This is a genomic window from Psychrobacillus glaciei (assembly GCF_008973485.1).
Classification (GTDB): Bacteria; Bacillota; Bacilli; order Bacillales_A; family Planococcaceae; genus Psychrobacillus; species Psychrobacillus glaciei.
This window is the reverse complement of the sequence record NZ_CP031223.1, coordinates 562,103-587,866: the sequence shown is the minus strand read 5'-3', so window position 1 is coordinate 587,866 and position 25,764 is coordinate 562,103. Positions and strand designations below refer to the sequence as shown.

Below are 25,764 nucleotides of genomic sequence, written 5' to 3'. Positions count from 1 at the left end.
AGCTTAATATGAAAATTAGCTAATTCTTCAACTCATTATAGTAGCAATATTCATTAGATTTACGTGTATTATTTATTTAGATTTGTTAGTTCCTCGTTAATAACTTCCTTTATTTCATCGTTTCCAATTGCTCCAATATGAAATGTATTGGAATCACCCCAATAAAGTAGCCTAATTGAAACGCCGTTATTAAGTTCAATCTCTAAGAATAGGCGAGTACCTTCTAACTTACCTACATCTATTAATGACTGTACATCTTCTAATTTTAAATCATAAAATGCGGCAAGGAACTTATCCTTAGAAGACTGCGAGAATGTATGTATTCTCTTGCCATCTTCGGTGCTTTGAATATAGATATTGTTCACCAACTTATCCATAGGGTAAAGTTCTCCTGCCGTTTTTGCCTTTTTATTTGTGTTGGCTACATATACAACATCATTTGCAGCAACTATCAAAGAAGTTGGATAACCTTTTATTTCATAAATGTTTGTTCCTTCTTTTAAAAATGCCGCATCACCATTTTGCATCTTGTGATTACTACATGCATTGTCGGACATCTCATATGTCACTTTACCAAGTTCTCTACCTTTTTCAATCGTTATAGGAAGATTTTCATTCGCTGGCTCTGGGTAATGATGCTCGTATTTTATATCATCAATCATCAGCATATCCACCCATTCAATTTCTGCATCTGGACACCCTTTAAGAGATATGGAGTTACTACAAGCAGATAGCAACATAGCAAATACTGAAATAAATATCATTTTATTAAAAATTTTCATCATAACACCTCCTAGTTATTAGACTCTTATCTCTAATATAAGTCGCGAATTTTTATGAATATTCCGTCATTTTAATTTAAACCTTCTTCAACTAAACTGCGGCGTTAGTTCAATAAGAAAAAAGAGTTACCTAAGCACCCCCACCTTCATAAGGAGCAATTACACCTTTAATGAGCTTTAACTTTTAAATCATTACCTGCATCTTTTTTACCTTCATATATTACATTATCCTCATATGACAAATCGAAGTCCGCATTGTAGATGTCCCAAATATCATTATTGTTTGAATGAGTTGCTATAATGTCTAATATTTTCTTAAACTGATTAGTTGCTTCTTCATTTGTAGGAGGCTCTTTGAGGAGAAGCCTAAACTTAATAATTTTTTCCCCTCCAAACGCTGAAACGCATTCAATACCTTCCTTCTTAAATTCCTCCTCTGATTTTGTTAGTGCTTCACCAATATTTATCTTAGGATGTTGGTTACATCCACTTAAAAAGTAAGATAAAAATAAAATAACAAATACAAATTTTGAAGAATTTTTCCTCACTGATAATCTCCTCCATTAATTTAACACCAGAATTTTGTATTCTACTAAACTGCCGCGTTAGTTTAAGTACATTTCTTCACAATAGTCCCTTATTTGCCTACAAAATAAACAGTAAAAATTAACCCATTAATTACTAAAGCTGATAAAGGAATTATGGCAACAAATGCGGAGATAACTATTTCTATTTGAATTAGCTTTAACAATACTAAATAACGAAGATATAATTAAAATGAATATAGTTATAGTGCTAACTAACAATATGTTTCGATTCATTTCACCAGTTACTCTTGCAATATCTTACACGAAAAATACTGCTATTAGCCCTACAATCCACAATATAAATGAAGCTATAAACCATTTCGAGAATTTATCTATTTTGCACACCTCCTAATCAGACCTTTTCTTAAGCTATGGCGACTTCATTTTCATGTTTCATTAAGTACAATTACCCGACAAGCCCATCATTACTTCCAATTTTAAACAATTACTATTGTAAAGTCCATCTTACCTTGTTGAACTAGTCGAGTAGAAGGGAACCTTTCTACCTTGCGGTAGATTGTGTTCCTCCCCCCTCACAGAACCGTGCTTGCGCTATTTACGCACACGGCTCCTCCAAGTCACCATTCACAAGATGTACCTAATCTCTTTCGATCAGATTTGCTTATTCTGCTATCCTTAATAGTTTAGTTTCCATTTATTATCTCTACCTCTGTGTGTAGTAAATGTGTCACTAGTAAAGGTGATAACCTGGTAGCAGCCTTTCCTCCATCGGCATTACCCAACTTCATAGGTACTACGCTGCTATACGACTCCCTACATCGGCATTTGGTTTCCTTGCTTATTATCGCTTGTACACCATACTCTTCTATAAGAAGAAAAGACCGGTAGGGCCTCCCGAGTTGCCCTATCATATCCATGTGTGACGTGCCAAGGTCTCTTACTCCAGAGAGGTTTTATCCTTCTTGCCTTTAACGATGGATAAAATGTAGCTTTCTGCTGCAGGTAAGGCATCAGCCCTCTCGATTTACTAACATTATGGAGCTCAATCCCTTCAACCATTTGGCTTTCGGCCCGCCACCTAACCGTCTACGCTTAAAGGCTAATGTTACCATTAGCCCTCCAAGACTCGCTACGAGTGAATGGCTAGTTCTTTCTCGACGGGAATCCCACCCGCTATATGAAACGACCTAGGCTCGGCCGCACACCTGCTTCTTTAGTTAAACAAACTAATTTAAATTTTCAATAAACACTTTCACCTCGCTTTGTAGATGTTTCGGAGAAATAATAGCATAATTTATATTTGCAACATTACACACATATGCAACTTCTTTCTCATTAAAGTAATAATCTACTTTTTTCTCCCCGATATTCAATTGTTTTTTTTTCGCAAAATCTTTGGAAAAATCCCAATGACTCGTAGTCAAACGAAGGATAACCTCATTTTTATATTTAATTGTTACTAACGGACTGATAAATCCATCATCATATTTTTCAACAGACTCAACTGCCCATTTCGTAGGTAAGTCAGGAACATTTTCAAGTCTTAAAACTTCAGGAACTTGTTCTATTGTGATTAATGACTTATATGAACTTATAGCTAAGGAACTAAAGAGGTAGTATCCAGTAATGGAAATAAAGAATAAAATAAATATAAAAATTACTTTTCTATTCGATTCCCCTATAAAATTACCCACATGACACCCCTCCTCAGTAAATTTTTTTAATGTATAAATTTTATTACACCGTAATAAATAGGTATTTCATTTATTGCATTATACTGCCCCATTAGTAAAAAAAAGCTCTACTCCTTCTTGAAGTAAAGCACGCGTTACTTGAGTAAAAGTTTTACCCATTAACTATCACTTAGTTTCGTTTTAGTAAAAATCCCTGCTAAGAGTGTGATATTTCCACCCTACAACCTTCTTTCTATCAATCAACAACGATATTCCCGACATATTGAGCCGTTCCAAAATCAGAAGTAAGATTTACCTCTATTAAATATTCACCTTTTTCATCGGGGAAATTAAATTCTTTTAGGTAATTTACATCTAATTGTATTTGTTCATCATCTCTCCAAACTGAAACGGTTAATTCTAAGATATCAAAATCTTGCCCTCCAAAGTAAATACTATCCTCTTGTCCAGCCTTAACTGCTCCTTGTTTTTGTTCTCTTGCTAATTCCAAACTGTCTATTTTTTTTACCGTACCATCTTTTTCCCAATTAATATTTGCTTCTGCTAATTTTAATCCACTGTGAGAAAACGTAACGCTAGGCGGTGAATAATCATAACTTTCAGCTATAAAATTACATCCTGCTAATAACACAATACTAAATAATCCTGTGAACAATGTTGTAAAATATTTCATTTATATCTCCCCTCATTACAAGTTATTTTACCATTACTTTATTATCCCTAGTTGAACTAACCTGTTATGTTAGATCAATAAGAATTCCCTAGTTTTATTATTCTATTGATACCTAATAACATCTTTTTGATTTGAAATTTTCTGTTATTTTAGTAGACAACTGCTAACTCAATTTCCTATTGTGTTAGCTTTACGTATTTTGTAAAATACGAACATTTATTGTTTTCTATGATACAAAAAAAACCACTGCGAATTACAACGCTAATTATTGTTTTATTTGATATCTAATATCTGTTGCTTATTCTGTTCTATTTGACCGTTTATTTGCGAAAAAGTGATTCGAAACTGAATGGCTTACCATATCTAGTTAACTCTTTATTAGGAGAAATAGTTGCTGTTCTTCTGAAATTGGTCTTGAGTAGATGCAATTTGGTTGCGCTTATGCTCAAATTGGTCTCTTTGTGCTATTTAATCAGTTATAATGGATAATAATTCCGCGAATAATCTCTCTCGAAGCACGAGACAAAGAAATGGCTATCTCTATGCGAGATAGCCATTTACTTATGCTTGTTTTTCGAATATCGTAATTAATTCGTCTACACTTTTACGGGGTTTTGGTTTTGGCATTTCATCAAAGTATCCGACTTGCAACATACTAATAATGCGTTCTCCTGATTTTACCCCAAGTGCTTCACGAAATTTTGGATTGTCTAGATATCCTGGTGTTTTCCAACATGATCCAATTCCACGATCCCAAGCAAGTAACTGCACATTTTGTACAAGCATACTAGCTGCAGCATAATCTTCTAATCGTTCCTTTTGACGTGCATCTTCAGGAACAATTACAAATACATAACCGCCCGGTGTTTTAAATTTTTTCATTTGTTTCTCTAATTCATCTTCTGAAAGTTCTTTCCATTTTGGAATTGCGAATTCTTTTAACACATCATATAATTCTACTAGCTCTTTTCCACAAGCTACGACAAAGCGCCATGGCTGTCTTAACTGATGATTTGGTGCCCATATTGCATCTTCTAAAATAGCTAGTAATGCATCTCTTTCCACAGGTTGCCCGTTAAATTGCTTTATGGAACGTCGTTGAATAATCGCATCTCGAACAGTTAATGATTGATCTATCATATTTTTGAAAAACTCCCTTTTAATTAACGTGTATGATTATGTACATCATACCAATTAATTCATTGTAATAAAAGCCTTGCTTTTCTCATAATAACGTTACCCGATTTTTCCCATTTTTCTTCGATTCATAAAGTGCATTATCAGCTCGTTCAATTAATTCTTCTTTTTGTTCAAATGCATGATGCTCCGTCGATGAAACACCTATACTAATAGTGACATAATTATCGTCAACATTAGCTGAATACTTTTGTTCTTCTATTAATAAACGTAGGTTTTCTGCAAATCCGGCAGCCTCTTGTAATGAAACATGTGGTAATACGATGGAAAATTCTTCTCCACCATATCTTGCAACAAACGTGTTACCATTGCACATCACTTGCAAAAGCTGAGAATATTTGATTAATAATTCGTCCCCTGCAATATGTCCTTTATTGTCGTTATATGTTTTAAAATTATCCACATCTATCATTAGCAAGGATAAATGACTATCAAAAGAAATTGCTTCATCGAAATATTTGCCTAAATTTTCATTGAAGTATCTTCTATTATAAATTCCAGTCAAACCATCCACTTGGGTCAACTTTTTCAATTCGCCATTCTTTTGTTTCAGTTCTTTTGTTCTTTCTTTAATTTTTTCATCTAGAGATTCATTCAACTGCTGTAAATCAATAGACAAATTCTCTGCTTCTTCAAATTTACGAGCATACTCTTTACTTAAATTGATGGACTGTATGAGTACATATAAAAAGAAGCCAATAGTTGTAAACGGAATGGAATGAATCCAATTTAGAGACAATAATACATCATTTATAACCGATCCAAAAAATATTAAATTCGCTAAGAGATTTACAAAAATAGTTGGTCTATTTCTTTTATATGCTAAAATGAGCGCATATAAAATGTAAACCATAAATAGAGCAACAATTACGAAAAAGTAATTTAATAGTGGTTGATAAAATATCGGCTTTGTAAATAAGGTGACTATAATTGCACCCATAGAAACGATTATTCCAATAACGACAGGTGTTTTCTTCATTTCCTTGGGGTACATTGTTCCCACAAAATTTAAATACAACAAAAAGAGAACATATATACAAATAACTTCTAGTTTATTTACCCATATCCAAGGAATCATAGGGAAAAAATAGTTAAAATAATAAGGTGGCTTTAATATGGAATATAACGAAATGAAAATACTAATTAGACCAAAATAAGCAAATACTTTCTCCTTTCTTCTAAAAAAGAAAATAAATAGTTCGTAAATCCCCATAACTAAAATGGAACCAATAATAAACATTGTATAAGCTAATGTATTGTCATAGGTTCTTGTTACTTGTTCAGAACTTCCTAAATAAATTGGCTTAGTTGCCCCACCTATCGGATTACTAAAATTTGAAATATGTAATACAATATTTATTTCTTTATTTCTCGGTGTAAAATATACAAAACGATTCGAATATACCGGTTCAGTCGTGCTGAAACTTGTACCAACATAACCGTTGGAAGCAACCCTTACGCCATCTATTGAAAGTGTGTATGATGTATTCTGGTTGGTCATTGTAATCGCTAATGTATTGCCTACTTTTTCTTCAGGTATTATCACTTTTAAATAATATGTTCCATATCCAAAAGAAGTTCCTACTTTGTCTTCCCAACTGGATGGGATTGTGATGTTTGCTTGATTTTTTTGTTGAATCCTTTGCTGAATTTCATTTTCCGTTACTAATTCTTCCCAAAAAAATTTCCACTCCCCGTTCAATTGGATTAACTCCGGACTTGTGAAATCTTCTCTACTTAAGACCAACTCTCCATCTTTTGCAGACGGATGGGGATGGGTATCGATATTCGTATAACAGGATGCTAGTATAAATAATAAAGGGAAAAATAATAGTAATAATCGTATTTTCATACTTGGCAACCTTTCTCTACTCTCACAATCAAACTCGATGGGGTGATGTAATGTATTTATATTGGATAATTAGTTATTTTATCGGTACTTTTCTTACCGCTTGGTGGGTAGGTAAATGGAAAAAAACTGATCTACGCTCAATACGCAGTGGAAATTTAGGGGCAAGAAATGCTGGTGCAGTTCTTGGAAAGTCAGCATTCTTCGTAACTTTTTTAGGTGATGCACTAAAAGGGATTCTTGTTATGTATATAGGCTTTTATTATAATTTTTCTTTAGCGATTATTGCAACAGGTGGACTTCTAGTCATATTAGGCCATCTTTATCCGTTTTGGCTGAAGTTCAAAGGCGGTAAAGGAATAGCTACTTTTATCGGTGTAGCACTTGTATATAATCCAATGCTTTTTGGTATTTTGGCAGTATTTTTTGTCGTTTTACTCGTAATGATTAGAAGTGCAACATTAAGTATGCTCTTGGCTTTTCTTTCGTATGCTTTCATATGTTGGATAAATTCTGCCTTTTACAGTGCATGGCCTATTTCGGTTGCAATCATAGTCATTCTCGTTCGTCATCGCAACGATTTAGCTGAATCATGGCATGCAAGATGGTGGAAAAAGCAGTCCTAATTATTATATAAAATATAGTAATTTTGACCATAGTTATAAAGTATCCTATAGCTCAATATGCTATAATTATTATAAAATAAATAATTTATTGAATAGGATGTTTAGTATGAATACGAGAAAAATCGCTTGGGTAATAGATAGCAGTGCGTTTGTGAATACGATGCTAAAGGAGCATCCGGATGTGTATATTATTCCGCTTAATATACATTTTGGTCAACAACAATTTATAGACGGAGTAGATTTAACTTCGGAACAATTGTACGAACGCATTCGAAATGGTACGGAATCAGCAAAAACATCTCAGCCATCTGCTGGTGAATTTGTGGAACTTTATACTAAACTAAGCAAAGAGTATGAGTCAATTATTGCTATCCATGTTTCCAACGGTTTAAGTGGAACGATGTCTTCTTCATTAAATGGCGCTCAAATTGCAAAAGTTCATGTGGAATGTGTCGATTCTCTTTCATTATCTGCTGGAATTACAGGTTTAGTAGAAAGAGGGTTTCATTTAGAAGGACAAGGTTTATCATTTGAGGAAATTGCTTCGTCATTAAGAATAGAAGCGACTAAATTCCGTAACTACATATTAATCGGCAACTTAACACAGCTTTATAAAGGCGGTAGATTAAGCAGTGCCCAATTCTATCTTGGAAGTCTTTTAAAAATAAAACCAATTATTCAAATTAACAATAAAGGTGAATTACAAGAACTGGATAAAGTTCGATCTCACAAAAAAGCGATACAATATCTGATTCAAAAAGTAATAGCATCTTTTCAATCAGAAGGTGTAGAACTAGTATACATTATGCATGCTAATGCAATAGAGCAAGCGAAGGATTTAAAAGATGCAATTCAACTCGAATTACCGAGCCTGCAAGTATCCATTGGTGAAATTAGTTCGTCTTTAGCAGTTCACGCAGGTGAAGAAACCTTAGCAGTACTTTGGTATGTCAAATAATAAGAAAAATGCTAGCGTCCTTTAAGTACTCTTGTCTTCTCTATATCTAGAGTACTTTGGACGAAACATTGGCTACACTATAAACGAAGAATTTTATAGAGGATCTGTAATTGACGCAGTCACTTCCAGATCCTCTTTTTTTTGGTAATCTTGTGGCAGATGTTTGTCCGTCGCCTTTTTGGACTGCGTAGAGACACGATGCAATTGGTTTGGATAATGAGAGATTAGATGCTATCCTACTCTTTTAAAAGCGGACGAAGATACAATTTCGTCCGCTCAGCGCTTCTTTATACATGGATGCTAGCTATTTTTCTCTAGTACCACCTACTCTAGTCATGCACCCCCTGATTCAGGTAAACTGTGCATGTAAAAGTAATAAACATTCAAGATAAAGCCCTTACAAGATTAGAGGCACAACTTATAAACACTAACCAGATTCCCTCTACATCTAGAACTTACCTTGCATCCAATTTCAAATACCTATGTATCTCTTAAGAGAACTATTCGATGAAAAGCTACCGTTCTATGTAGGTTTTAAGCTCAAGAAGATACAATTTCGGGAACTTTACACTTTTTCACCTTGCATTTGTTGCTTATTTTTGCAAAGAAATACTAGTTGCATGGAACTGCAGTGTAAAAAAGTGCCACTTACTTTAAAATCGAAAAGACTGAAACGCTTTAAAAGTGGGGCTAAGCAGCCAAAACTGCATTTTTGGCTGCTTATTGTATGAATAGGAAATATACTATTTTTTCATTCTCAAAAGCTTTAGCACTTCGCTTTTTTGTGTCTGTGGAGAGTGACGGACGAAAGACTACCATACGATTACCGGAAGAAATGCCGAGCATCTATTGTTTTCTCACCAAATTAACTAGTAATTCACTGGATATCTTTAGTAAATAACTTATTTGACTTTCTATATCTAAAAAGTGTACCTAAACATCCTTCGTTTAGGTACACTTTTTCTTTTAGAAATTATCTTTTATTTGAAAGAAAATATAGCTTGTTTTTGGTGTATGTGCATAGGAGTCTTCGTAGTTCCAATACCTGTCTCTACTATTATTTGTATGTGCATTTACATATGGCATACCATCCTTGATACTGGTCACAATCGTCGAGTGATCGTATCTACCATCTCCTTCAAAATCATAAAAAATAAGATCTCCCGGTATTAATTGCGTTGGAGAATCCACTTGGGTCGCTTGCAACCCCTTTGTCGATCCTGCCAAATACCATCGTAACCCGTGCGGTGTGCTCCAGCTATAGCTCCACGTGTGATTTCCAAGCCACCACCCTTTTCCCCTATTCGGCTGTCCTCGCATGGGAGCACCACCTGCAAATAAACATTGTGAAATATAGTTAGTACAATCTACATCGAAAACAGGAAACTTAGGATTATGACTATTCCACCACTTCTGCGCATAGGCTACCGCTGCCTTGCGGTTATATGTTGCCAATTTTCCACCTCCCTCTCTTTTGTTTATATGTTTTCGTTTAAAAAATATGCTAGTATTGATTCAATGAATTGAATTGTATTTTATTTTCAAAACAAAAATCAAACAAGAAAAACACTGGTGTTAAAAAAGAACCTGAATAGGAAGAATTCTGTTTTTTTATTTGTTTAGAAAGGAAGAAGGCTAATGCCACAACATGCAGAGAAAGAAATTACAATGCCTACTTTGCTTTGTGATGAAAAAGGCAATTTAAATCCAAAAGCGATTGGATATGCAAAGAAGCCAATCATTGAAAGTAACTTAAAAGGACATTATATGCGGAAGAAAAAGTGGAATTATTGGTGTGTGTTTGGAGATGAAATCCTTTTTTCGGCAACAATTAGTCACTTAGATTATGCAGCAGTTTGCTTTGTATATTTTTTAAACTATGAAACGCAACGTTACGTGGAAAAGACCGTAACTATTCCTTTGGGAAATAAAGTGAAAATGCCTACTCAAGTTTTAGAAAGCGTTCATTTACATTCAAAAGAAATGTCGATTCAACTTTTATATCTACAAAATGAAACTCATATGATGGTTACTGTCCCTAACTTCGATGGAGATTTCTTACATGCTGATTTACATATTTCACACCCTTTAGAGGATGAATCACTCAATGTCGTCATTCCATGGAGTCGGACACAATTTCAATTTACAGCGAAACATCATTTATTGCCTACTACTGGTTTTGTCAAAATCGGAGATGCTCATTATTCTTTTCAAGCCGAAGATAATTTCTCTGTACTAGATTATGGTAGAGGTGTTTGGCCACGAGAAGCTTTATGGAATTGGGGGTTTGCTTCCCAACGTGTTGGTTCCAAAAGAATCGGGTTGAACTTGGGCGGAAAATGGACAGATGGAACAGGTATGACAGAAAATGCTATTTTTATAGATGGCATCCTCACGAAAATTCATGAGGATGTATTATTTAACTATGACACAAGTGATTTCATGAAACCTTGGACAATAAAAACCAAGTTTTCAAATGAAGTAAATTTAACATTCACTCCCTTCTTCCAAAGGATTGCAAAAACAGATGTGAAGCTTGTCACTTCAAATGTCCATCAAATGGTTGGATATTATAATGGCAAAATACAGTTAGAAAACGGTCTTACTCTACAAATTCATCAATTATTAGGCTGTATCGAGGAGCATAAAGCCAAATGGTAAATGGCTTTTCTGCGACGAGCTTTGCGCAGGAGCATAAAGCCAAATGGTAAAAAGCTGAGAAATGTAACTCAGCTTTTTTTATTTAATGAATTAATTTCATAATTCAAAGTTAGAGAATAAAACAAAAACAATAAAGTAAAATATGAGAATATGTATAATATGCTCTTCATAAACCAGCATGATTCCGCTATAGGCAGGCGCTTTCCGCGGGGCGCCGCCTGTCGCTCCATTCAAAAAAGTAATCATTATTCGTGTTTTAATAAAAAATTGCTATTTATAAAATCAACTCAAATAAGCTGTTTGATTAGTTCTTTATTTCTTTCCTTAAAGACTTCATTATGAGATGAAACCATTGCAATACTATCTGCATCTGGTTGAATATATTGTTTTGCCTGATTGACTGCATTTGCAGCATCGTGGAAAGTACCTGCAATTAAATACAACTTACCCGGATGTTGTAAAATATCTCCTGCAGCATACACACCCTCAACGGAAGATTCACTCAAACTATTGCCTGCTACATAAAAGTTTTCAGCAATTTGAATATCTATTTCGCTTTTCTTTAAGAGATCCGCATCTTGCTCATACCCATGATTGATGACTACTTCATCTATATCTAATAAGGATATTTCCCCTGTTTCATGGTTTGTTAATACTACTTGTTGAATAACGTCATGATTTTCACTTGCTATAAGTTTTGAAATAGTCGTATTGAAGTAACAAGTTATGGAACTTTCTAATAGTTGAGTTACTTGTGCTTCATGTCCGTTCAAGGCATCCTTTCTGTATGTCACATATACTTTTTTAGCAATTGGCTCCAGTTCATTAGCCCAGTCTATCGCGGCATTTCCTCCACCCGAAATAATGACTGTTTTTCCTTTAAAACGGTGCAATGATTTTACGGTATAATTTAAATTCCCAACTTCGAATCGTTCTGCCCCTTCTATTTCAAGCTTTGTTGGGTTTAATATTCCACTTCCAACAGCTATTATGATGGTTTTGGAATAATGCATCTCACCGGAAGTTGTATGTAAAACAAAAATTCCATTCTCATCTTTATCAATAGATTCTACTTTCTCATTTAATACTACTTCTGGATCAAATGTTAACCCCTGTTGTACTAATTGACCAATTAACTTTTCTCCTGAAATTGGCGTTTGTCCTCCAACATCCCAAATCATCTTCTCCGGATAAACATGAATTTTTCCACCCAATTGTTGTTGATATTCAATAATTTTTGCTTTCATTTCTCTTAAACCACTGTAAAAGGCAGAGTAAAGTCCTGCTGGTCCTCCACCAATAATTGTCACATCAAATATATTTTCCATATTCTCTAATCTCCTATCAAAAGATTTTTGTTGACACCTATCATTAAATTAAATATAGTTACATATGATAATGATAATCGTTATCACTTCTTAACGCAACTATAAGTATGGAGGTTTATAATATGGTTCGTCTATATACAGATGATTTGTCTATTGCCTATGATGATCGATTAATTGTAAAAGAATTGTCTGTTGAAATACCTGATCAAAAAATTACTACAATTATTGGACCAAATGGTTGTGGTAAATCTACTTTACTTAAAGCAATTACACGAATTATTTCGCATCAGTCTGGTTCTGTCGTACTAGACGGAAAAAATGTTGCAAAGGAAAATACGAAACAACTTGCAAAAAAGATGGCCATTTTACCCCAAACACCTGAAAGCGCAAGTGGACTTACTGTTGGTGAGCTTGTTTCATATGGACGTTTTCCTTATCAAACAGGCTTCGGACGGCTCTCAAAAAAAGATTTCGAAGTTATTGAATGGGCACTACAAGTGACTGGTACAAGCGAGTTTAAATACTCCCCCGTCGATGCCTTATCCGGTGGACAACGTCAGCGGGTTTGGATTGCCATGGCTCTCGCTCAAGAAACGGAAATTATATTTTTAGATGAACCAACTACCTATTTAGATATGGCTCATCAGTTAGAAGTACTAGAACTTCTTCAAAAACTTAACCAAGATGAAAAACGTACTATTGTCATGGTTTTACATGATCTCAATCAAGCTGCACGCTTTGCGGATTATATTATTGCTTTAAAAGAAGGAGAAATTGTTAAAGCCGGTAGCTGCCACGAAGTTATTACGCAAGAAGTATTACAAGATGTGTTCAATATCAATGCTGAAATCGGCGTCGATCCAAGAACAAACAAACCAATGTGTATTACATACAATTTACTTAAAGGAGATTAACAAAATGAAAAAACTTCTAATGCCCATATTATTTTTGTTTGTACTAATTTTAGCTGCTTGCGGTAATGATTCTACTGATACCAAGACAGACTCAAAAGCAACGGAAGAAAAAGAAGAGCCAACAACAATTACTTATCAGTCTGAAGAAGGTCCAGTGGAAGTGCCCGCGAATCCAAAACGTGTAGTTGTCGTATCTTCTTTTGTTGGAAACGTAGCAGCACTTGGTGTTAAAATGGTAGGAGTAGATTCTTGGTCTAAACAAAATCCACGATACGATAGCTATTTATCTGGTGTTGAAGAAGTATCAGAAGATAATTTGGAAAAAATTATTGAACTAGACCCGGATTTAATTATCGGTCTTTCTACCACACAAAACTTAGATAAATTAAAAGAAATTGCACCAACAGTTACATTTACTTATGGAAAATTAGATTATTTAACACAGCATTTAGAAATTGGAAAACTTTTAAACAAAGAAAAAGAAGCACAGAATTGGATTAATGACTTTAAAGAACGTTCTAAATCTGCGGGTGAAGAGATTAAAGGGGCTATCGGCAAGGATGCAACCGTTTCAGTAATTGAAAACTTCGACAAACAATTATACGTATTTGGTAATAACTGGGCGCGCGGAACGGAAGTACTTTATCAAGCGATGGGCTTAGCAATGCCTGAGAAAGTCAAAGAGATGGCATTAAAAGATGGATATTATGCATTATCATTAGAAGTTTTACCTCAATTTGCTGGTGACTATGTTATTTTCAGTAAAGCGTCCGATCAAGATAATTCTTTCCAAGATACAGATGTTTACAAAAACATTCCAGCAGTAAAAAATAATCGGGTATTTGAAGCAAATGCGAAGGAATTTTATTTTAATGATCCAATTTCATTAGACTACCAACTTGATTTCTTCAAAGATCACTTTTTAAACAGTAAGTAATGATTGGGGAGGAATTCGATAAAAGAATTCCTCTTTCTTCATGGAGAAAGGAACGTACTATGAAATCTTCTGCTCATTTCAGTAAAAAGTTCATTGTCAGTTTGGTTTTACTATTCGCTATGTTTATCGTCGCTATGGTATTTGGGGCGGCACAAACATCTATCCAGGATTTATGGCAAGCAATGTTTTCAAATTTGAAAAATGATCAAATAAATATTCTTCGTGAAATTCGTTTTCCACGAGAAGTCGCAGCTATTATCGTTGGTGCCGCACTGGCTGTATCAGGAGCTATTATGCAAGGAATAACGCGCAATCCTCTGGCAGACCCTGGCTTACTTGGCCTCACTTCTGGAGCAAATGCTGCACTCGCTATTACGATTGCACTTCTGCCTGTTTCCAACTATTTAGGCATTACGATTGCGTGTTTTATTGGAGCCGCTGTAGGCGCTATTATGGTGTTCAGCATTAGCGCAGCGAAAAAAGGAGGCTTCTCTCCATTGCGAATTGTACTTGCCGGAGCTGCTGTTTCTGCTTTTTTATATGCAATTGCGGATGGTGTTGGAATTTATTTTAAAGTGTCAAAAGATGTCTCCATGTGGACTGCAGGTGGTTTAATCGGAACCTCTTGGAAACAGTTAGCAATTATTAGTCCTTTTATTGGTATTGGTATTTTAGTTGCTCTGTTACTCTCTAGACAACTTACTATTTTGAGTCTAAATGAAGAGGTTGCTGTTGGGCTTGGTCAGAAAACCGCTCAAATAAAAATGATTCTTTTTATTGTAGTTATATTACTTGCTGGAGCATCTGTGGCAATTGTTGGTAATATGGCATTCGTTGGGTTAATGGTACCCCATATCGTCCGGGCTGTTGTTGGAACTGATTATCGATTTATCATTCCAATGTCGGTTGTAGTTGGCGCTATTATGATGCTTATCGCTGACACACTTGGTCGTACTATAAACATTCCTTATGAAACCCCCGTTGCAGCGATCATCGCAATAATGGGACTGCCTTTCTTTCTTCTCATTGTGCGCAAAGGAGGAAGTGTATTCCAATGATTCAATCTCACCTATTAAAAAAACAACGTATCATTCTACTAATTTTACTTGCCCTAATTGTGTTAACTGCATTTATTAGCGCTGGAATTGGTTACTCTTCTTTATCATTCGATCGCTTATTACCAACTATATTAGGTAATGGGACATTTAAAGAAGAATTTGTTTTATTTTCGGTTCGTTTACCACGGATTGTTATTACATTTCTTGCAGGAATGGCATTGGCTTTATCTGGTGCAATCTTACAAGGCATTACACGCAATGATTTGGCTGACCCAGGGATTATTGGTATAAATGCTGGAGCTGGAGTTGCAATAGCTCTATTTTTCTTATTTTTCCCTATACAACCCGGTTCTTTTGTATATATGCTTCCCCTTGTTGCGTTTATCGGAGCTTTACTTACTGCATTTTTTATTTACATACTATCTTATAATCGAAAAGTAGGCTTACAGCCAGTCCGATTAATACTTGTCGGAATTGGTTTTTCCATGGCATTATCCGGTTTGATGATTGTGCTTATTTCATCAGCAGATCGTCAAAAAGTAGATTTTATCGCAAAATGGCTAGCTGGTAACATTTGGGGATCTGATTGGCCATTTATATTAGCACTTTTACCATGGCTAATCGTTCTTATCCCTTTCACTTTTTATAAAGCAAATAAATTAAATCTATTAGGATTAAGTGAACCTGTAGCTGTTGGGGTTGGGGTATCTATTGAAAAAGAAAGAATTGTTCTCTTGCTTGCTGCTGTTGCACTTGCAGCATCAGCAGTCTCTGTTACAGGAGGTATTGCGTTTATCGGATTAATGGCTCCGCATATTGCGAAGTCACTAGTAGGTCCAAGACATCAATTGTTTATACCAATTGCTATATTAATTGGTGGCTGGCTATTACTTTTTGCAGATACAATTGGTCGAAATATTGTTGAACCAAATGGAATTCCAGCTGGAGTTATGGTTGCTTTAATCGGTGCACCTTATTTTATGTATTTATTATTGAAAAAATAAAAAAATGTAAACGTCCTTTAAGTGCATTTTGTCTTTACTATTTCTATAGTGCTATGGACGAAACATAGACTACACTATTTTTTTGGTAATCTTGTGGCGGATGTTTGTCCGTCGCCTTCTTGAAATAGGCAAAGACAAGGTGCATAAGGTTTGGATAATGAGAGAATAAATCCTTTCCTATTCGTTTAAAAGCGGACGAAGATACAATTTCGTCCGCTCATCACTTCTTTATAAATAGATGCTATCTATTTTTCTTTAGTACCACCTTCTCTAATCATCTGCCTCTGAATTATGTAAATCGTGGACGGCAAAAGTAAAAACAATCAAGATCAAACTTTTACAAGGATAGAGGAATCGTTTATAAACACTAATCAAAGTCCCTTTACACCTAGTACTAGAATGATATTTTTTCAAAGTACTAGTCTAATTGCAAAACTCTAGAGCGACTTAACTAGTGCATTTATCTACCGTTTGTGGAACTTCGAGATAAATTGTGTTCAACCCGAGACCAGTAGTAAAAAACACGGATATCAAAATCAACCAATAACATTAACATAATCTAATAAATAAAGGATATCTCATCCGTCATTTGATTTTCGACGTGTGAGATATCCTCTTTTTAATTGGTCTGCTTGCATATCCAGTTATACTGACATTTTAACAATACTTCTACTCATTAGACTCTTCGATTCAAAAATTGGTACATCCTTTCTGGGAAATCTGTAAAAATCGCGTGTACACCAATTTCTTGTAGCATATTTGCATAGATTTCTTCATTTACAGTGAACACGCGAAATTGTCTTCCACTAGCTATAGCTTCTTTTCCCATTGCTCTAAAAGCGGTAGGAAAAAAAGCATGTAATGCATCTGCTCCAACTATATTTGCATAATCATCAGGTCTTATCATTACTTCCATAAATAAAATAGCCGTTTCGATTTGTGGAGCCTGCATTTTAAAGTTGCTTACCATTTCATGGTTGAAAGAAGAAATAACAACTCTGCGCTCTAATCTATACTCCTTTAACATTTCTAGAACCTTATCTTCCATTCCCTCGTATGGAAAAACATCCGATTTCAATTCAATGTTCAAATGATGATGCGTATCTTTAAAAACATAAAGTACTTCTCTTAAAGTAGGAATTTTTTCCCCTTTAAACTTAGTAGAAAACCATTCGCCAAAATCATAACTTTTTAGTTCCGCCAATGTCATATCTTTAATAAAACCTTTTCCATTTGATGTGCGATTAATGGACTCATCATGAATAACAACAAGTTCTCCATCCTTTGTCATATGAACATCAAACTCTACGCCATGTACAGGTAATATCGCTGTTGCTCTAAAAGAAGCTATCGTATTTTCTGGAAGTGTCCCTGCCGACCCTCTATGTGCATAAATTTTCAATTGAATACCTCCTCAATCAATTTATTCCTTATTTCATTATATACTTCACCATATATTAAAAACGTCATCCACATAAAGGGAATGACGTATACCTAATTATTTTCTAGGTGGAATCGGAATGTATTTCAATTTAGGTGGCCTTGCTTTTTTTAATATAATCCATTGCAAACTTGTTTGTGCTTTCTTTCTTACGTAAGTGAAAGGTAAAGAATTCAACCGTTTCTTCGTAATTTTCATTGTTACATGGTGCTCAATTAAACCCAATAGTATCTCCCCTTTTCGATTGAATGGTCTCTTCCCCATTCATCTTATAGAAAGTTTATGAAAAAGATGTGGAGTGTATGTTTAGAGTTTGTTAATCCAGTTCGGAGATTGAAAACGATATGTTCTTATTATTTTAAATCACTTCAATTGTTAAAGAAGAGATTATTGCTTTATAATGATTTCATTCATTAATTCAAATTGTCATACGACTTATTGAATACCAGTTTAATTCAAGTTTACAAACAATCCAGGAGGGCAACATGGCACACTTCATACAAAGCTTAATGGATCAATACGGATACTTTGTGCTTGGAATTTCACTCTTCCTTGAACTTCTTGCACTCCCTTTGCCTGGGGAAGTTCTTATGACTTATGCTGGTTTGATGGTTTACCAGGGGCATTATAGTTGGCTGCTAAGCATTTTAACAGCTGGAATAGGCACTTCAATTGGAATGACCCTATCTTATTGGATAGGCATGAAATTAGGACCCCGTTTTTTTGAAAAACATGGGCACAGAATTCATTTTGGTCCTGAAAAGTTAAAGAAAACGTCACTGTGGTTTGAACGTTTTGGAGTGAAGCTACTCGTAATCGCATTCTTTATTCCTGGTATTCGTCATATAACAGGTTATTTCTCTGGCATTACACGTATGCCTTTTCGAACATATGCCTTATATGCTTATGCAGGTGCTTTTTTATGGACATCAACATTTATTTCACTGGGAAAAGTTCTTGGTCCCCAGTGGGAACAGTACCAACAAACAATTACAAAGTATCTAGTAATCATAGGCATTACCTTAGTAACCCTGGCCATAATCTACTATTTATTTACCAAATATCACGAAAAATTATATTTTTCAATTTCTGTTTTGCTGAACAAGTTGATCGAAACTTTTCAATCATTAAGGAAGGTTCGATTTCTACTTCTTTTCTCTTTTATCTTGTTTTTAACCCTCTTCTTCCTGATGGTAGGCTTAATTCAAGATTTTTTAGCACATGAGTTTGCTGATTTTGACAATATAACTTCCTTTATCGTACAAGCTATTTTCGATGAAAGCTGGAAGGTTTGGATGACAATTTTTTCCTACTTATATTCTTATTACCTACTTTTCACTATTTCTTTCATCACATTTGTTTTCATCATGTTCCAAAAGGAAAACCGCTTGTTGGAGGTATCTTTTTTGCTATTCGTTTTACTTGGTGGTGCCTATCTAACCGAAGTATTAACAGAAATTTTCCTTCGAGTTGGTCCAAGTCTTTTACCGGAGTCATTCCCAAGTGAACAAACACTTATAACTGTAACAGTTTTAGGTTTTACATCTTTTCTTTTCGCTCGACATATTCACTTAACTTGGATTAAGACAAGCTTGTTTCTTTTTGTTATTGGAGTCTCATTTCTTGTAGGGCTCAGTCAAATTTATTTTAATAATCATTTCCCAAGTGATGTAGTAGCTGGGTACGTTTTTGGAGGAGTTTGGGCTAGTCTAAATATGGTTTTGTTAGAAATATTTCGTTTTGTAAAATTGCAGTCAATGAAATCTAATACGAAGGAGGACTGACACCCATAAATTCAAGTGTCAGTCCCATTTGTTGTTCTTTGTATATTAAGATTAAAAGGCTCAGTTCAACTGAGCTTTTTCTTATATTTATTTTCAATCTGCTTCTTCTACTAAAGCTGCCTTGTAATTGAAGATTGTTATTTAAAAATATATTAAGTAAGTAAAGGTTTTATACTCAATAACCCCTTATCAACTGATGTCTCTATATAACCAATTATCTGTTCAAACGTAAATACATGAAGTTTTTCATTTATAACTTCCTTATCATATTGCATATCGCCCAATACATAAGGAATGAAAACTTCCACATCTTTGGATTTTACCTCTTGCAAATCAGGGATTGTAGGGAGAAACTTTAGCATTTCCCTTAATTCATCTGTAAAACCATAGTATTCTAATAACTTTCCATTCAGTAACCGGAAATCATTATGGTAAAAATTAAATGTTTCTTTATTGGCTTCCATTCTGTTTTTCAACCAGGGAAGATAAAAACCCTTCAGCCATATATCATCAGCTATTAAATGTGTAAAATATCCTAATATATACTGACTTTCTACTTGCGAACTATATTTATGCAAAAATTCTTTATAATCAACGCTTCTAGAATAATCTTGTACTTCACCTTCAAAGAAATGTGATAAGTCTTTAGTTGAAACAGCATCTGGAGCAATACCTCCAAGTAGAAACGCCCTTCTATCTTCTATAGTTAGACTTTCTGCAATTCTATTAGCAATAACCAAGTGCATTATTCTTGAACCCATAATTCCCCTTCACCCTTCCAGGTTACATCTATACTAATTTGAGCTAAGATATCTTTCTTTAAATATTGGACTTAATTCACTCCACACATCAAATTTATTAGCATCTAAATCATAAAAAATAAAGTTTCTCCCTGTATGTCCCCTGTTTTCAATTTCTCCAACTTTTATTTCTTTTTCTATAAAATCTTTATGAATAGCTTCTAAAGCATTTAACCCATTTACCTCAAAAGTCAAAGAAAATCGTTCTTCTCCGTAAAAATCGTAGAAGTTAGAGCTTTCATTTTCTTTAGATTTAACTAGAAATATACTTTGGTTTGCAAAATTTAGAATTGCTTTGTCATCGTCTTTATAGCTTAACTCTGCACCTAATCTACTTACATACCATTCGGCAGAGAATTCTACATTAGTAACAGGTATATATGTTGTACCTATCCTTAATAATTTTTCTTTCACCCAAATCCTCTCCTTTAATTAGATAGTAAACATATTCTCCACCTACATATCTATGTCCTTTTAAATTCAATAATTATCTTATTAGGATGTGTATCTTGAGACACATATTAATAGCCGAAAGCAGGTAAACCCATATCGATTTGGAGAAACCCAGCTCAGTGTTGCCCAGCGGGAAGTTTCGGAAAACCCGATTTATCCTAAATAAAAAGACTGTAGACAACTCGTTTCTTTCGAGTTTGTCTACAATCTTAAAGAAGGACCCAGTCAAGTCACCCTTTTCTATAGAAATCCGTATGATTTGTTTTTTTAAATCCTGCTTTTTTATAGACAGATAATGCTTTTTCATTGTCTGTTTCCACATCTAGATAAACAGCCGTCTTACCTAAATGATGGGCTTCATTTTTGGACCAATTTAATAGACTAGTTCCTATTCCTTTTCCTCGAGACTTTTTATGCACTGCAAGCCCTGTCACCCATAATTTATCGGAATCATCCACAATAGCAACAGTACCTACAACTTCCTTATCTACTATCGCTAGCATTAGTTTGCGTTTAGGAGTTTCATTATTAAAAACAATCATTTCTCTTGCTTCTTCTTCAGTGTCACCAAATGCACTTACTAACACCTCAATTAGCTCTGACTCTTCCATATTATATGAGGTGATTTGTAATTTATTAAAAGATTCATTTGCTTCTGCATTTGCTGCCATTGTTATTTCTGAAAAGTCATGTAAATAGCCAAGTTTCTTTAATAACTGCTGACCATTTTTCGAATTTTCAGGAACCAATACTAGTTCTGTTTCTGCTCCTCTAAGCTTTAAATTTTTCGCAAGTTCTTTTACTAGCTGCTCCCCAATACCTTTCCTACGAGCATTTGGTAAGACAACCGCACTCCATTCAAAATCTAGTGTAGCTATTCGATCTACAGCGGACAATACTCCGACTAATTTATCTGTTTCGTCTTCGTATGCTAACACACAAAAACCTTTTAAATAATAATTGGAAAGTTCATCAACACTTAATAGTGACGTGTAATTTACTTTGTCTCTAAGAAATGATTCTTTCACTAGTACGTTTATTTCTTCCGTTGTTTCTACGTCTAACGGAATCGAGACAGTCATAATAGATATATTCATATATCCTCCTTAAATCTTCGTGTTCGTCATCATTTCGAAATACTTACCTTTTTGTTTTAACAGATCTTCTTGAGAACCTGACTCGATAAGCTCTCCATTTTTCATTACAAATACAAGGTCTGCTTTTCGAACAGTATTTAATCGATGGGCAATAACAAAACTCGTTCTACCCGCCATTAATCGTTCGAGTGCTTCCTGGATTTTTAGTTCTGTCACGGTGTCAATACTAGACGTTGCCTCATCCAGTAATAAAAGAGCAGGATCTGCTACTAGTGCCCGTGCGATCGATAATAACTGCTTTTGGCCTTGGCTAATCTCTCCTCCATCAGCTGTTAATATCGTATCATATCCATTCGGTAGCTTCATAATAAAATCATGTGCATTCGCTTCTTTTGCAGCACTTAATACTTCTTCATCTGTTGCATTTAATTTCCCATAACGAATGTTCTCTTTAACAGTCATTTCAAAAAGGAATGGATCCTGTAATACGAACGCAGTTTGACTACGTAATGTATGCCTTGGCAAGTTCGCCATTGGAATATTATCTATTAAAATACGCCCTTCATTTACTTCATAAAAACGAGCAAGAAGTTGCATAATGGTTGTTTTCCCTGCGCCAGTTGCACCGACTAAAGCAGCAGTTTTACCTGCATCTACATGGAAAGAAACATGCTGAATTGTTGGGCTTTCCTCTTCTTGATTGTAGCGGAATGTTACATCTTCAAACGTGACATTTCCTTTTAGTTTGTAGTCTTTGTTATCCATCGCTTCGTCAATTTCTACACGTTCATCCATAATCCCAAAAACACGCTCTGCCCCTGCTATTGCAGAAAGTACTGTATTAAATTGGTTCGCTAAGTCATTTAGTGGTCGCGTAAACTGACGTGCATACTCTGTGAAAATTACAATTTCTCCAATTGTTACCTGCCCATAATAAGCCAACACACCTCCTGCAGCTGCTACAAGCGTAAAGCTTACATTATTTAGAAAGTTCATCACCTTTGGAATAAAACCAGAATAAATCAGCGCCCAAAATCCCGCTCTTTTTAGTCGCTCACTTTTTTTAGAAAATTCTTCTAACATACGACTTTCCTGGGAAAATGCCTTGACAATTCGTTGACCAGAAATCGTTTCTTCAATCATTCCATTCAATTCACCAACTGCTTGCTGCTGCTCCTTGAACAATTTCGACGTACGTCTCGTAATCCAACGCATCGCAACATACATAAAAGGAACGATTACTAGCGTAATAGCTGTCAATAAAGGACTTAAAAGAAGCATAACTACAGTAGTTCCAACTAACGTTAGTATACTTGAAAATACTTGTATAAAAGATGAATTTAACGTTTGGCTAACGTTTTCAATATCATTCGTCATCCGACTCATTAGCTCACCATGTTGTCTTTTATCAAAAAATGATACTGGAAGTTTTTGTAGATGATTAAATAATCCGGTTCGTAGTCTGTAAATCGTTTGCTGCGAAATACCAATCATCCAATAATTTTGCAGATACATTGCAACTGACAAAAAGACATACACAATAACTAAAATCCCAATTATCGTCGAAAGCCCCGCAAACCGGCTTTTCGTAATATAGTCGTCAATTATTATTCCAATCATATATGGTCCAAGCAAGGCTAGAGCAGAGCTTATAACTACTAATAAAAGCACGATGATTAATAAAAACCGTTGCTCGTCTACTAATTTCCAAATACGCGCAAGTACGCTTTTCCAGTCAGATGCTTTTTCCACTTTCTTCTTACTACTTTTCTTTAAGTCATCCCTCGTTACAATCGGTTCATATCCAAAAGGTTTACGAATGAGATTCAACATGATGATCACCCTCCTGCTGTGATTCTGCAATTTCTCTATATAAAGAAGAGCTCTCCATCAATTCATCATGAGTGCCATAAGCGGAGACAATTCCCTCTTCCAGTAAAAGAATTTGGTCTGCACCTTTAGCTGTTCTAATTTTTTGTGTAATAACAAGCATCGTTGCTTGTTCATCTTCTAGAGCTTCCCACAACGCATTTTCCGTAGAAACATCTAGAGCACTTGTACTATCGTCTAACAATAAAATTTCTGGCTTACGGACTAATGCACGTGCAATTGATAGTCTTTGCTTTTGCCCACCGGACAAATTGACTCCCTTTTGACCAACTCTCGTTTCGTATTGATCTGGAAATTGCTCAATAGAGTTGTGAATTTGCGCTTGTTTTGCAGCTTCTTTTAATAACTCTTCTGTTGCAGTAGAGTCCCCCCAACCTAAATTCTCTTCAATGCTCCCTGTAAAAAGGATCGATTGTTGTGGAACTAGGCCGATTACTTGTCTAAGTTCTTTCAATGGCCAGTCTTTTACTTCTACTCCATCTATAAAAATGTTTCCCTCTGTTGCATCAAAAAAGCGTGGAATTAAATTTAGTAGAGTCGATTTACCAGAACCAGTTGCTCCCATTATCGCAAGCTTTGAACCCGGTTTAACTGTAAAGGACACGTCCTTTAAAACAGGGGCATCTGTTGTTGGGTAATGAAAGGATACGTGTTGAAACTCGATTTCCCCGACTCCTGGATGAGCATTGACTGGATAAGTACTGATCTCTTCTATTCCTTCTTCCACAACTAACACTTCTTCCATACGTTCTGCAGATGCTTTGGCTCGAGAGAAAAAGACAATAATAAAGGAAAACATCGAAAAAGCACCTGTCATACGCATTGCATAGTTAACAATTGCCACAAGTTCCCCCATTTGTGCTCCTCCAGCTTGTATTTCCTTTGCACCAAACCAGAGAACTGCCATTAAACTTACGTTCATAACAAATAGAAGAACTGGAAGTATTAACTCCATAATTCTAAATGCCTTCACATTATCCATTTTCAGTACATCCGCAACCCCTGCAAATTTGCTCGACTCAAAGTGGCCGCGTAAATACGCTTTTACTAATCGAACTGCTTGCAAGTTTTCTTGTACTTTACGTGTCACTCGATCTACACTTTTTTGTACCTTTGCAAAATGTTTCATCCCTTTTCGACTCATAAAGTACAGAAAAAGGACTAAAATAGGTGCACCAATTACTAAGAAAAATGCTAAATACGCATTGACGAAGAAAGACATTACGACACTACCGATAACTATCAATGGAGCTCGTAACATAATGCGTAACCCCATGAAAAAAAGGTTTTGTGTAATTGTTACATCATTTGTTAATCGTGTGATTAAGCTTGAGGAAGGAAATTTTAAAAAAGTTGCCATCGTAAATGATTGAATTTTTTTAAAAAGTGCCTGACGTATGTCATATCCATAACTTTGTACTACATGGGATGCTATGTATGTATTAATAATCCCTGCGAAAAATGAAACAACCGAACAACCTAGCATAATACTTCCCCAAAAGATAATCGTTTGCTGATTTTTTGCTAAAATACCATCATCAATGATCGTCGCAATCAGTAGTGGCTGAATAAGCTCTACAGAAAGTTCAATGAGCATAAACATTAATGCTGTAATGGTAAGCCATTTATATGGAGATAAATAAGAAAAAATTGTCTTCACTTTTAAAACACCCCTAGATTCTTCGTTACTCGAATTAATTATTGTTAAAACCTATTATGCCATAATTATCCGAAAACTTATAGAAAAAGATGACCCATTGTTAAGGTCATCTCTGATAATAGACAAATATGAAAATAAATAAGAAAAATGTAAATTTCCTTTAAGTGCATCTTGTCTTCTCTATTTCTAGAGTGCTTTGGACGAAACATCTGCTCCTGCCGGTTACTCGTCGCAAAAAGAATTTTGGCTACACTATTACCATAGGAATTTCTGTGGATGGATAAGTGACTGCGTCACTTCTCCATCCACTTTTTTCTGTAATCTTGTGGTAGTTGTTTGTCCGTCGCCTTCTTGAAAAATGTAAAGAAATAATGAATTTGTTTTGGTTAATGAGAGAATAAATCCTTTCC

23 protein-coding genes are annotated in these 25,764 nt (G+C 35.0%); 8 read left to right on the top strand and 15 right to left on the bottom strand.

Going from position 1 to position 25,764, the window contains the following annotated elements; genetic code table 11:
• Positions 1-68 precede the first annotated feature (68 nt).
• From PB01_RS02755 to PB01_RS02730, 6 genes are all read right to left on the bottom strand, one after another.
• Positions 69-782: a hypothetical protein gene (locus tag PB01_RS02755; protein ID WP_151698766.1), complete on the bottom strand. Its 714-nt coding sequence runs from the start codon at positions 780-782 to the stop codon at positions 69-71.
• Between the two features lie 167 nt (positions 783-949).
• The gene (locus PB01_RS02750; RefSeq protein WP_151698765.1) at positions 950-1,330 is read right to left on the bottom strand and encodes an IolE/MocC family protein; all 381 of its coding nucleotides are present in this window, start codon (positions 1,328-1,330) and stop codon (positions 950-952) included.
• A 1,226-nt stretch (positions 1,331-2,556) separates the two neighbouring features.
• Positions 2,557-3,024, bottom strand: coding sequence for a hypothetical protein (locus PB01_RS02745; RefSeq protein WP_151698764.1), 468 nt, complete (start codon positions 3,022-3,024; stop codon positions 2,557-2,559).
• Between the two features lie 235 nt (positions 3,025-3,259).
• Positions 3,260-3,697: a hypothetical protein gene (locus PB01_RS02740; protein WP_151698763.1), complete on the bottom strand. Its 438-nt coding sequence runs from the start codon at positions 3,695-3,697 to the stop codon at positions 3,260-3,262.
• Positions 3,698-4,258: 561 nt separating this feature from the next.
• Positions 4,259-4,837, bottom strand: coding sequence for a nitroreductase family protein (locus PB01_RS02735; RefSeq protein WP_151698762.1), 579 nt, complete (start codon positions 4,835-4,837; stop codon positions 4,259-4,261).
• A gap of 85 nt (positions 4,838-4,922) precedes the next feature.
• Positions 4,923-6,746 (bottom strand): sensor domain-containing diguanylate cyclase, encoded by a 1,824-nt coding sequence (locus PB01_RS02730; protein WP_151698761.1) that lies wholly within the window; start codon positions 6,744-6,746, stop codon positions 4,923-4,925.
• A 50-nt stretch (positions 6,747-6,796) separates the two neighbouring features.
• On the opposite strand from PB01_RS02730, the gene PB01_RS02725 reads away from it, so the two are divergent.
• Both PB01_RS02725 and PB01_RS02720 read left to right on the top strand, forming a co-directional pair.
• A complete protein-coding gene (locus PB01_RS02725; protein ID WP_151698760.1) occupies positions 6,797-7,369 on the top strand; it encodes a glycerol-3-phosphate acyltransferase in 573 nt (190 codons plus the stop codon).
• A gap of 106 nt (positions 7,370-7,475) precedes the next feature.
• Entirely contained in the window at positions 7,476-8,327 is an 852-nt protein-coding gene (locus tag PB01_RS02720) for a DegV family protein (protein ID WP_151698759.1), read from the top strand.
• A gap of 966 nt (positions 8,328-9,293) precedes the next feature.
• On the opposite strand, the gene PB01_RS02715 is transcribed toward PB01_RS02720, so the two are convergent.
• Positions 9,294-9,782: an amidase domain-containing protein gene (locus PB01_RS02715; RefSeq protein ID WP_151698758.1), complete on the bottom strand. Its 489-nt coding sequence runs from the start codon at positions 9,780-9,782 to the stop codon at positions 9,294-9,296.
• A gap of 183 nt (positions 9,783-9,965) precedes the next feature.
• Between PB01_RS02715 and PB01_RS02710 the strand changes: the two genes are divergently transcribed.
• Entirely contained in the window at positions 9,966-10,988 is a 1,023-nt protein-coding gene (locus tag PB01_RS02710; RefSeq protein ID WP_151698757.1) for a DUF2804 domain-containing protein, read from the top strand.
• Between the two features lie 287 nt (positions 10,989-11,275).
• Here the strand turns inward: PB01_RS02710 and PB01_RS02705 are convergent, their stop codons facing one another.
• The gene (locus PB01_RS02705; protein ID WP_151698756.1) at positions 11,276-12,316 is read right to left on the bottom strand and encodes an NAD(P)/FAD-dependent oxidoreductase; all 1,041 of its coding nucleotides are present in this window, start codon (positions 12,314-12,316) and stop codon (positions 11,276-11,278) included.
• A 122-nt stretch (positions 12,317-12,438) separates the two neighbouring features.
• Here PB01_RS02705 and PB01_RS02700 point away from each other — a divergent pair, with 122 nt between their 5' ends.
• From PB01_RS02700 to PB01_RS02685, 4 genes are read left to right on the top strand one after another with little or no spacing between them, the layout of a single operon-like run.
• Entirely contained in the window at positions 12,439-13,230 is a 792-nt protein-coding gene (locus PB01_RS02700; RefSeq protein ID WP_151698755.1) for an ABC transporter ATP-binding protein, read from the top strand.
• A 4-nt stretch (positions 13,231-13,234) separates the two neighbouring features.
• Positions 13,235-14,167, top strand: a complete 933-nt coding sequence (locus PB01_RS02695) for an iron-hydroxamate ABC transporter substrate-binding protein (RefSeq protein WP_151698754.1) — start codon at positions 13,235-13,237, stop codon at positions 14,165-14,167.
• 59 nt (positions 14,168-14,226) lie between these two features.
• Entirely contained in the window at positions 14,227-15,225 is a 999-nt protein-coding gene (locus PB01_RS02690) for a FecCD family ABC transporter permease (protein ID WP_151698753.1), read from the top strand.
• Entirely contained in the window at positions 15,222-16,229 is a 1,008-nt protein-coding gene (locus tag PB01_RS02685; protein ID WP_151698752.1) for a FecCD family ABC transporter permease, read from the top strand. The genes PB01_RS02690 and PB01_RS02685 overlap by 4 nt, the downstream gene beginning before the upstream one ends.
• Positions 16,230-16,905: 676 nt before the next feature.
• Here PB01_RS02685 and PB01_RS02680 read toward each other — a convergent pair.
• Positions 16,906-17,631 (bottom strand): glycerophosphodiester phosphodiesterase, encoded by a 726-nt coding sequence (locus PB01_RS02680; protein WP_151698751.1) that lies wholly within the window; start codon positions 17,629-17,631, stop codon positions 16,906-16,908.
• Positions 17,632-17,727: 96 nt separating this feature from the next.
• Complete coding sequence (locus tag PB01_RS20805; protein WP_192797445.1) at positions 17,728-17,895, bottom strand: hypothetical protein; 168 nt, start codon at positions 17,893-17,895, stop codon at positions 17,728-17,730.
• 260 nt (positions 17,896-18,155) lie between these two features.
• Between PB01_RS20805 and PB01_RS02675 the strand changes: the two genes are divergently transcribed.
• Complete coding sequence (locus PB01_RS02675; protein ID WP_151698750.1) at positions 18,156-19,454, top strand: bifunctional DedA family/phosphatase PAP2 family protein; 1,299 nt, start codon at positions 18,156-18,158, stop codon at positions 19,452-19,454.
• Between the two features lie 152 nt (positions 19,455-19,606).
• Here PB01_RS02675 and PB01_RS02670 read toward each other — a convergent pair whose 3' ends face one another.
• The 5 genes from PB01_RS02670 to PB01_RS02650 form a co-directional block, all read right to left on the bottom strand.
• Positions 19,607-20,215 carry a zinc dependent phospholipase C family protein gene (locus tag PB01_RS02670; protein WP_151698749.1) on the bottom strand — a complete coding sequence of 203 codons (609 nt, stop codon included), beginning with the start codon at positions 20,213-20,215 and terminating at the stop codon, positions 19,607-19,609.
• A 33-nt stretch (positions 20,216-20,248) separates the two neighbouring features.
• The gene (locus PB01_RS02665; RefSeq protein WP_151698748.1) at positions 20,249-20,668 is read right to left on the bottom strand and encodes a VOC family protein; all 420 of its coding nucleotides are present in this window, start codon (positions 20,666-20,668) and stop codon (positions 20,249-20,251) included.
• A 269-nt stretch (positions 20,669-20,937) separates the two neighbouring features.
• The gene (locus PB01_RS02660; RefSeq protein WP_151698747.1) at positions 20,938-21,804 is read right to left on the bottom strand and encodes a GNAT family N-acetyltransferase; all 867 of its coding nucleotides are present in this window, start codon (positions 21,802-21,804) and stop codon (positions 20,938-20,940) included.
• A 9-nt stretch (positions 21,805-21,813) separates the two neighbouring features.
• The gene (locus tag PB01_RS02655; RefSeq protein WP_192797444.1) at positions 21,814-23,637 is read right to left on the bottom strand and encodes an ABC transporter ATP-binding protein; all 1,824 of its coding nucleotides are present in this window, start codon (positions 23,635-23,637) and stop codon (positions 21,814-21,816) included.
• A complete protein-coding gene (locus tag PB01_RS02650; RefSeq protein ID WP_151698746.1) occupies positions 23,618-25,354 on the bottom strand; it encodes an ABC transporter ATP-binding protein in 1,737 nt (578 codons plus the stop codon). The genes PB01_RS02655 and PB01_RS02650 overlap by 20 nt, the downstream gene beginning before the upstream one ends.
• Between the last annotated feature and the right edge of the window lie 410 nt (positions 25,355-25,764).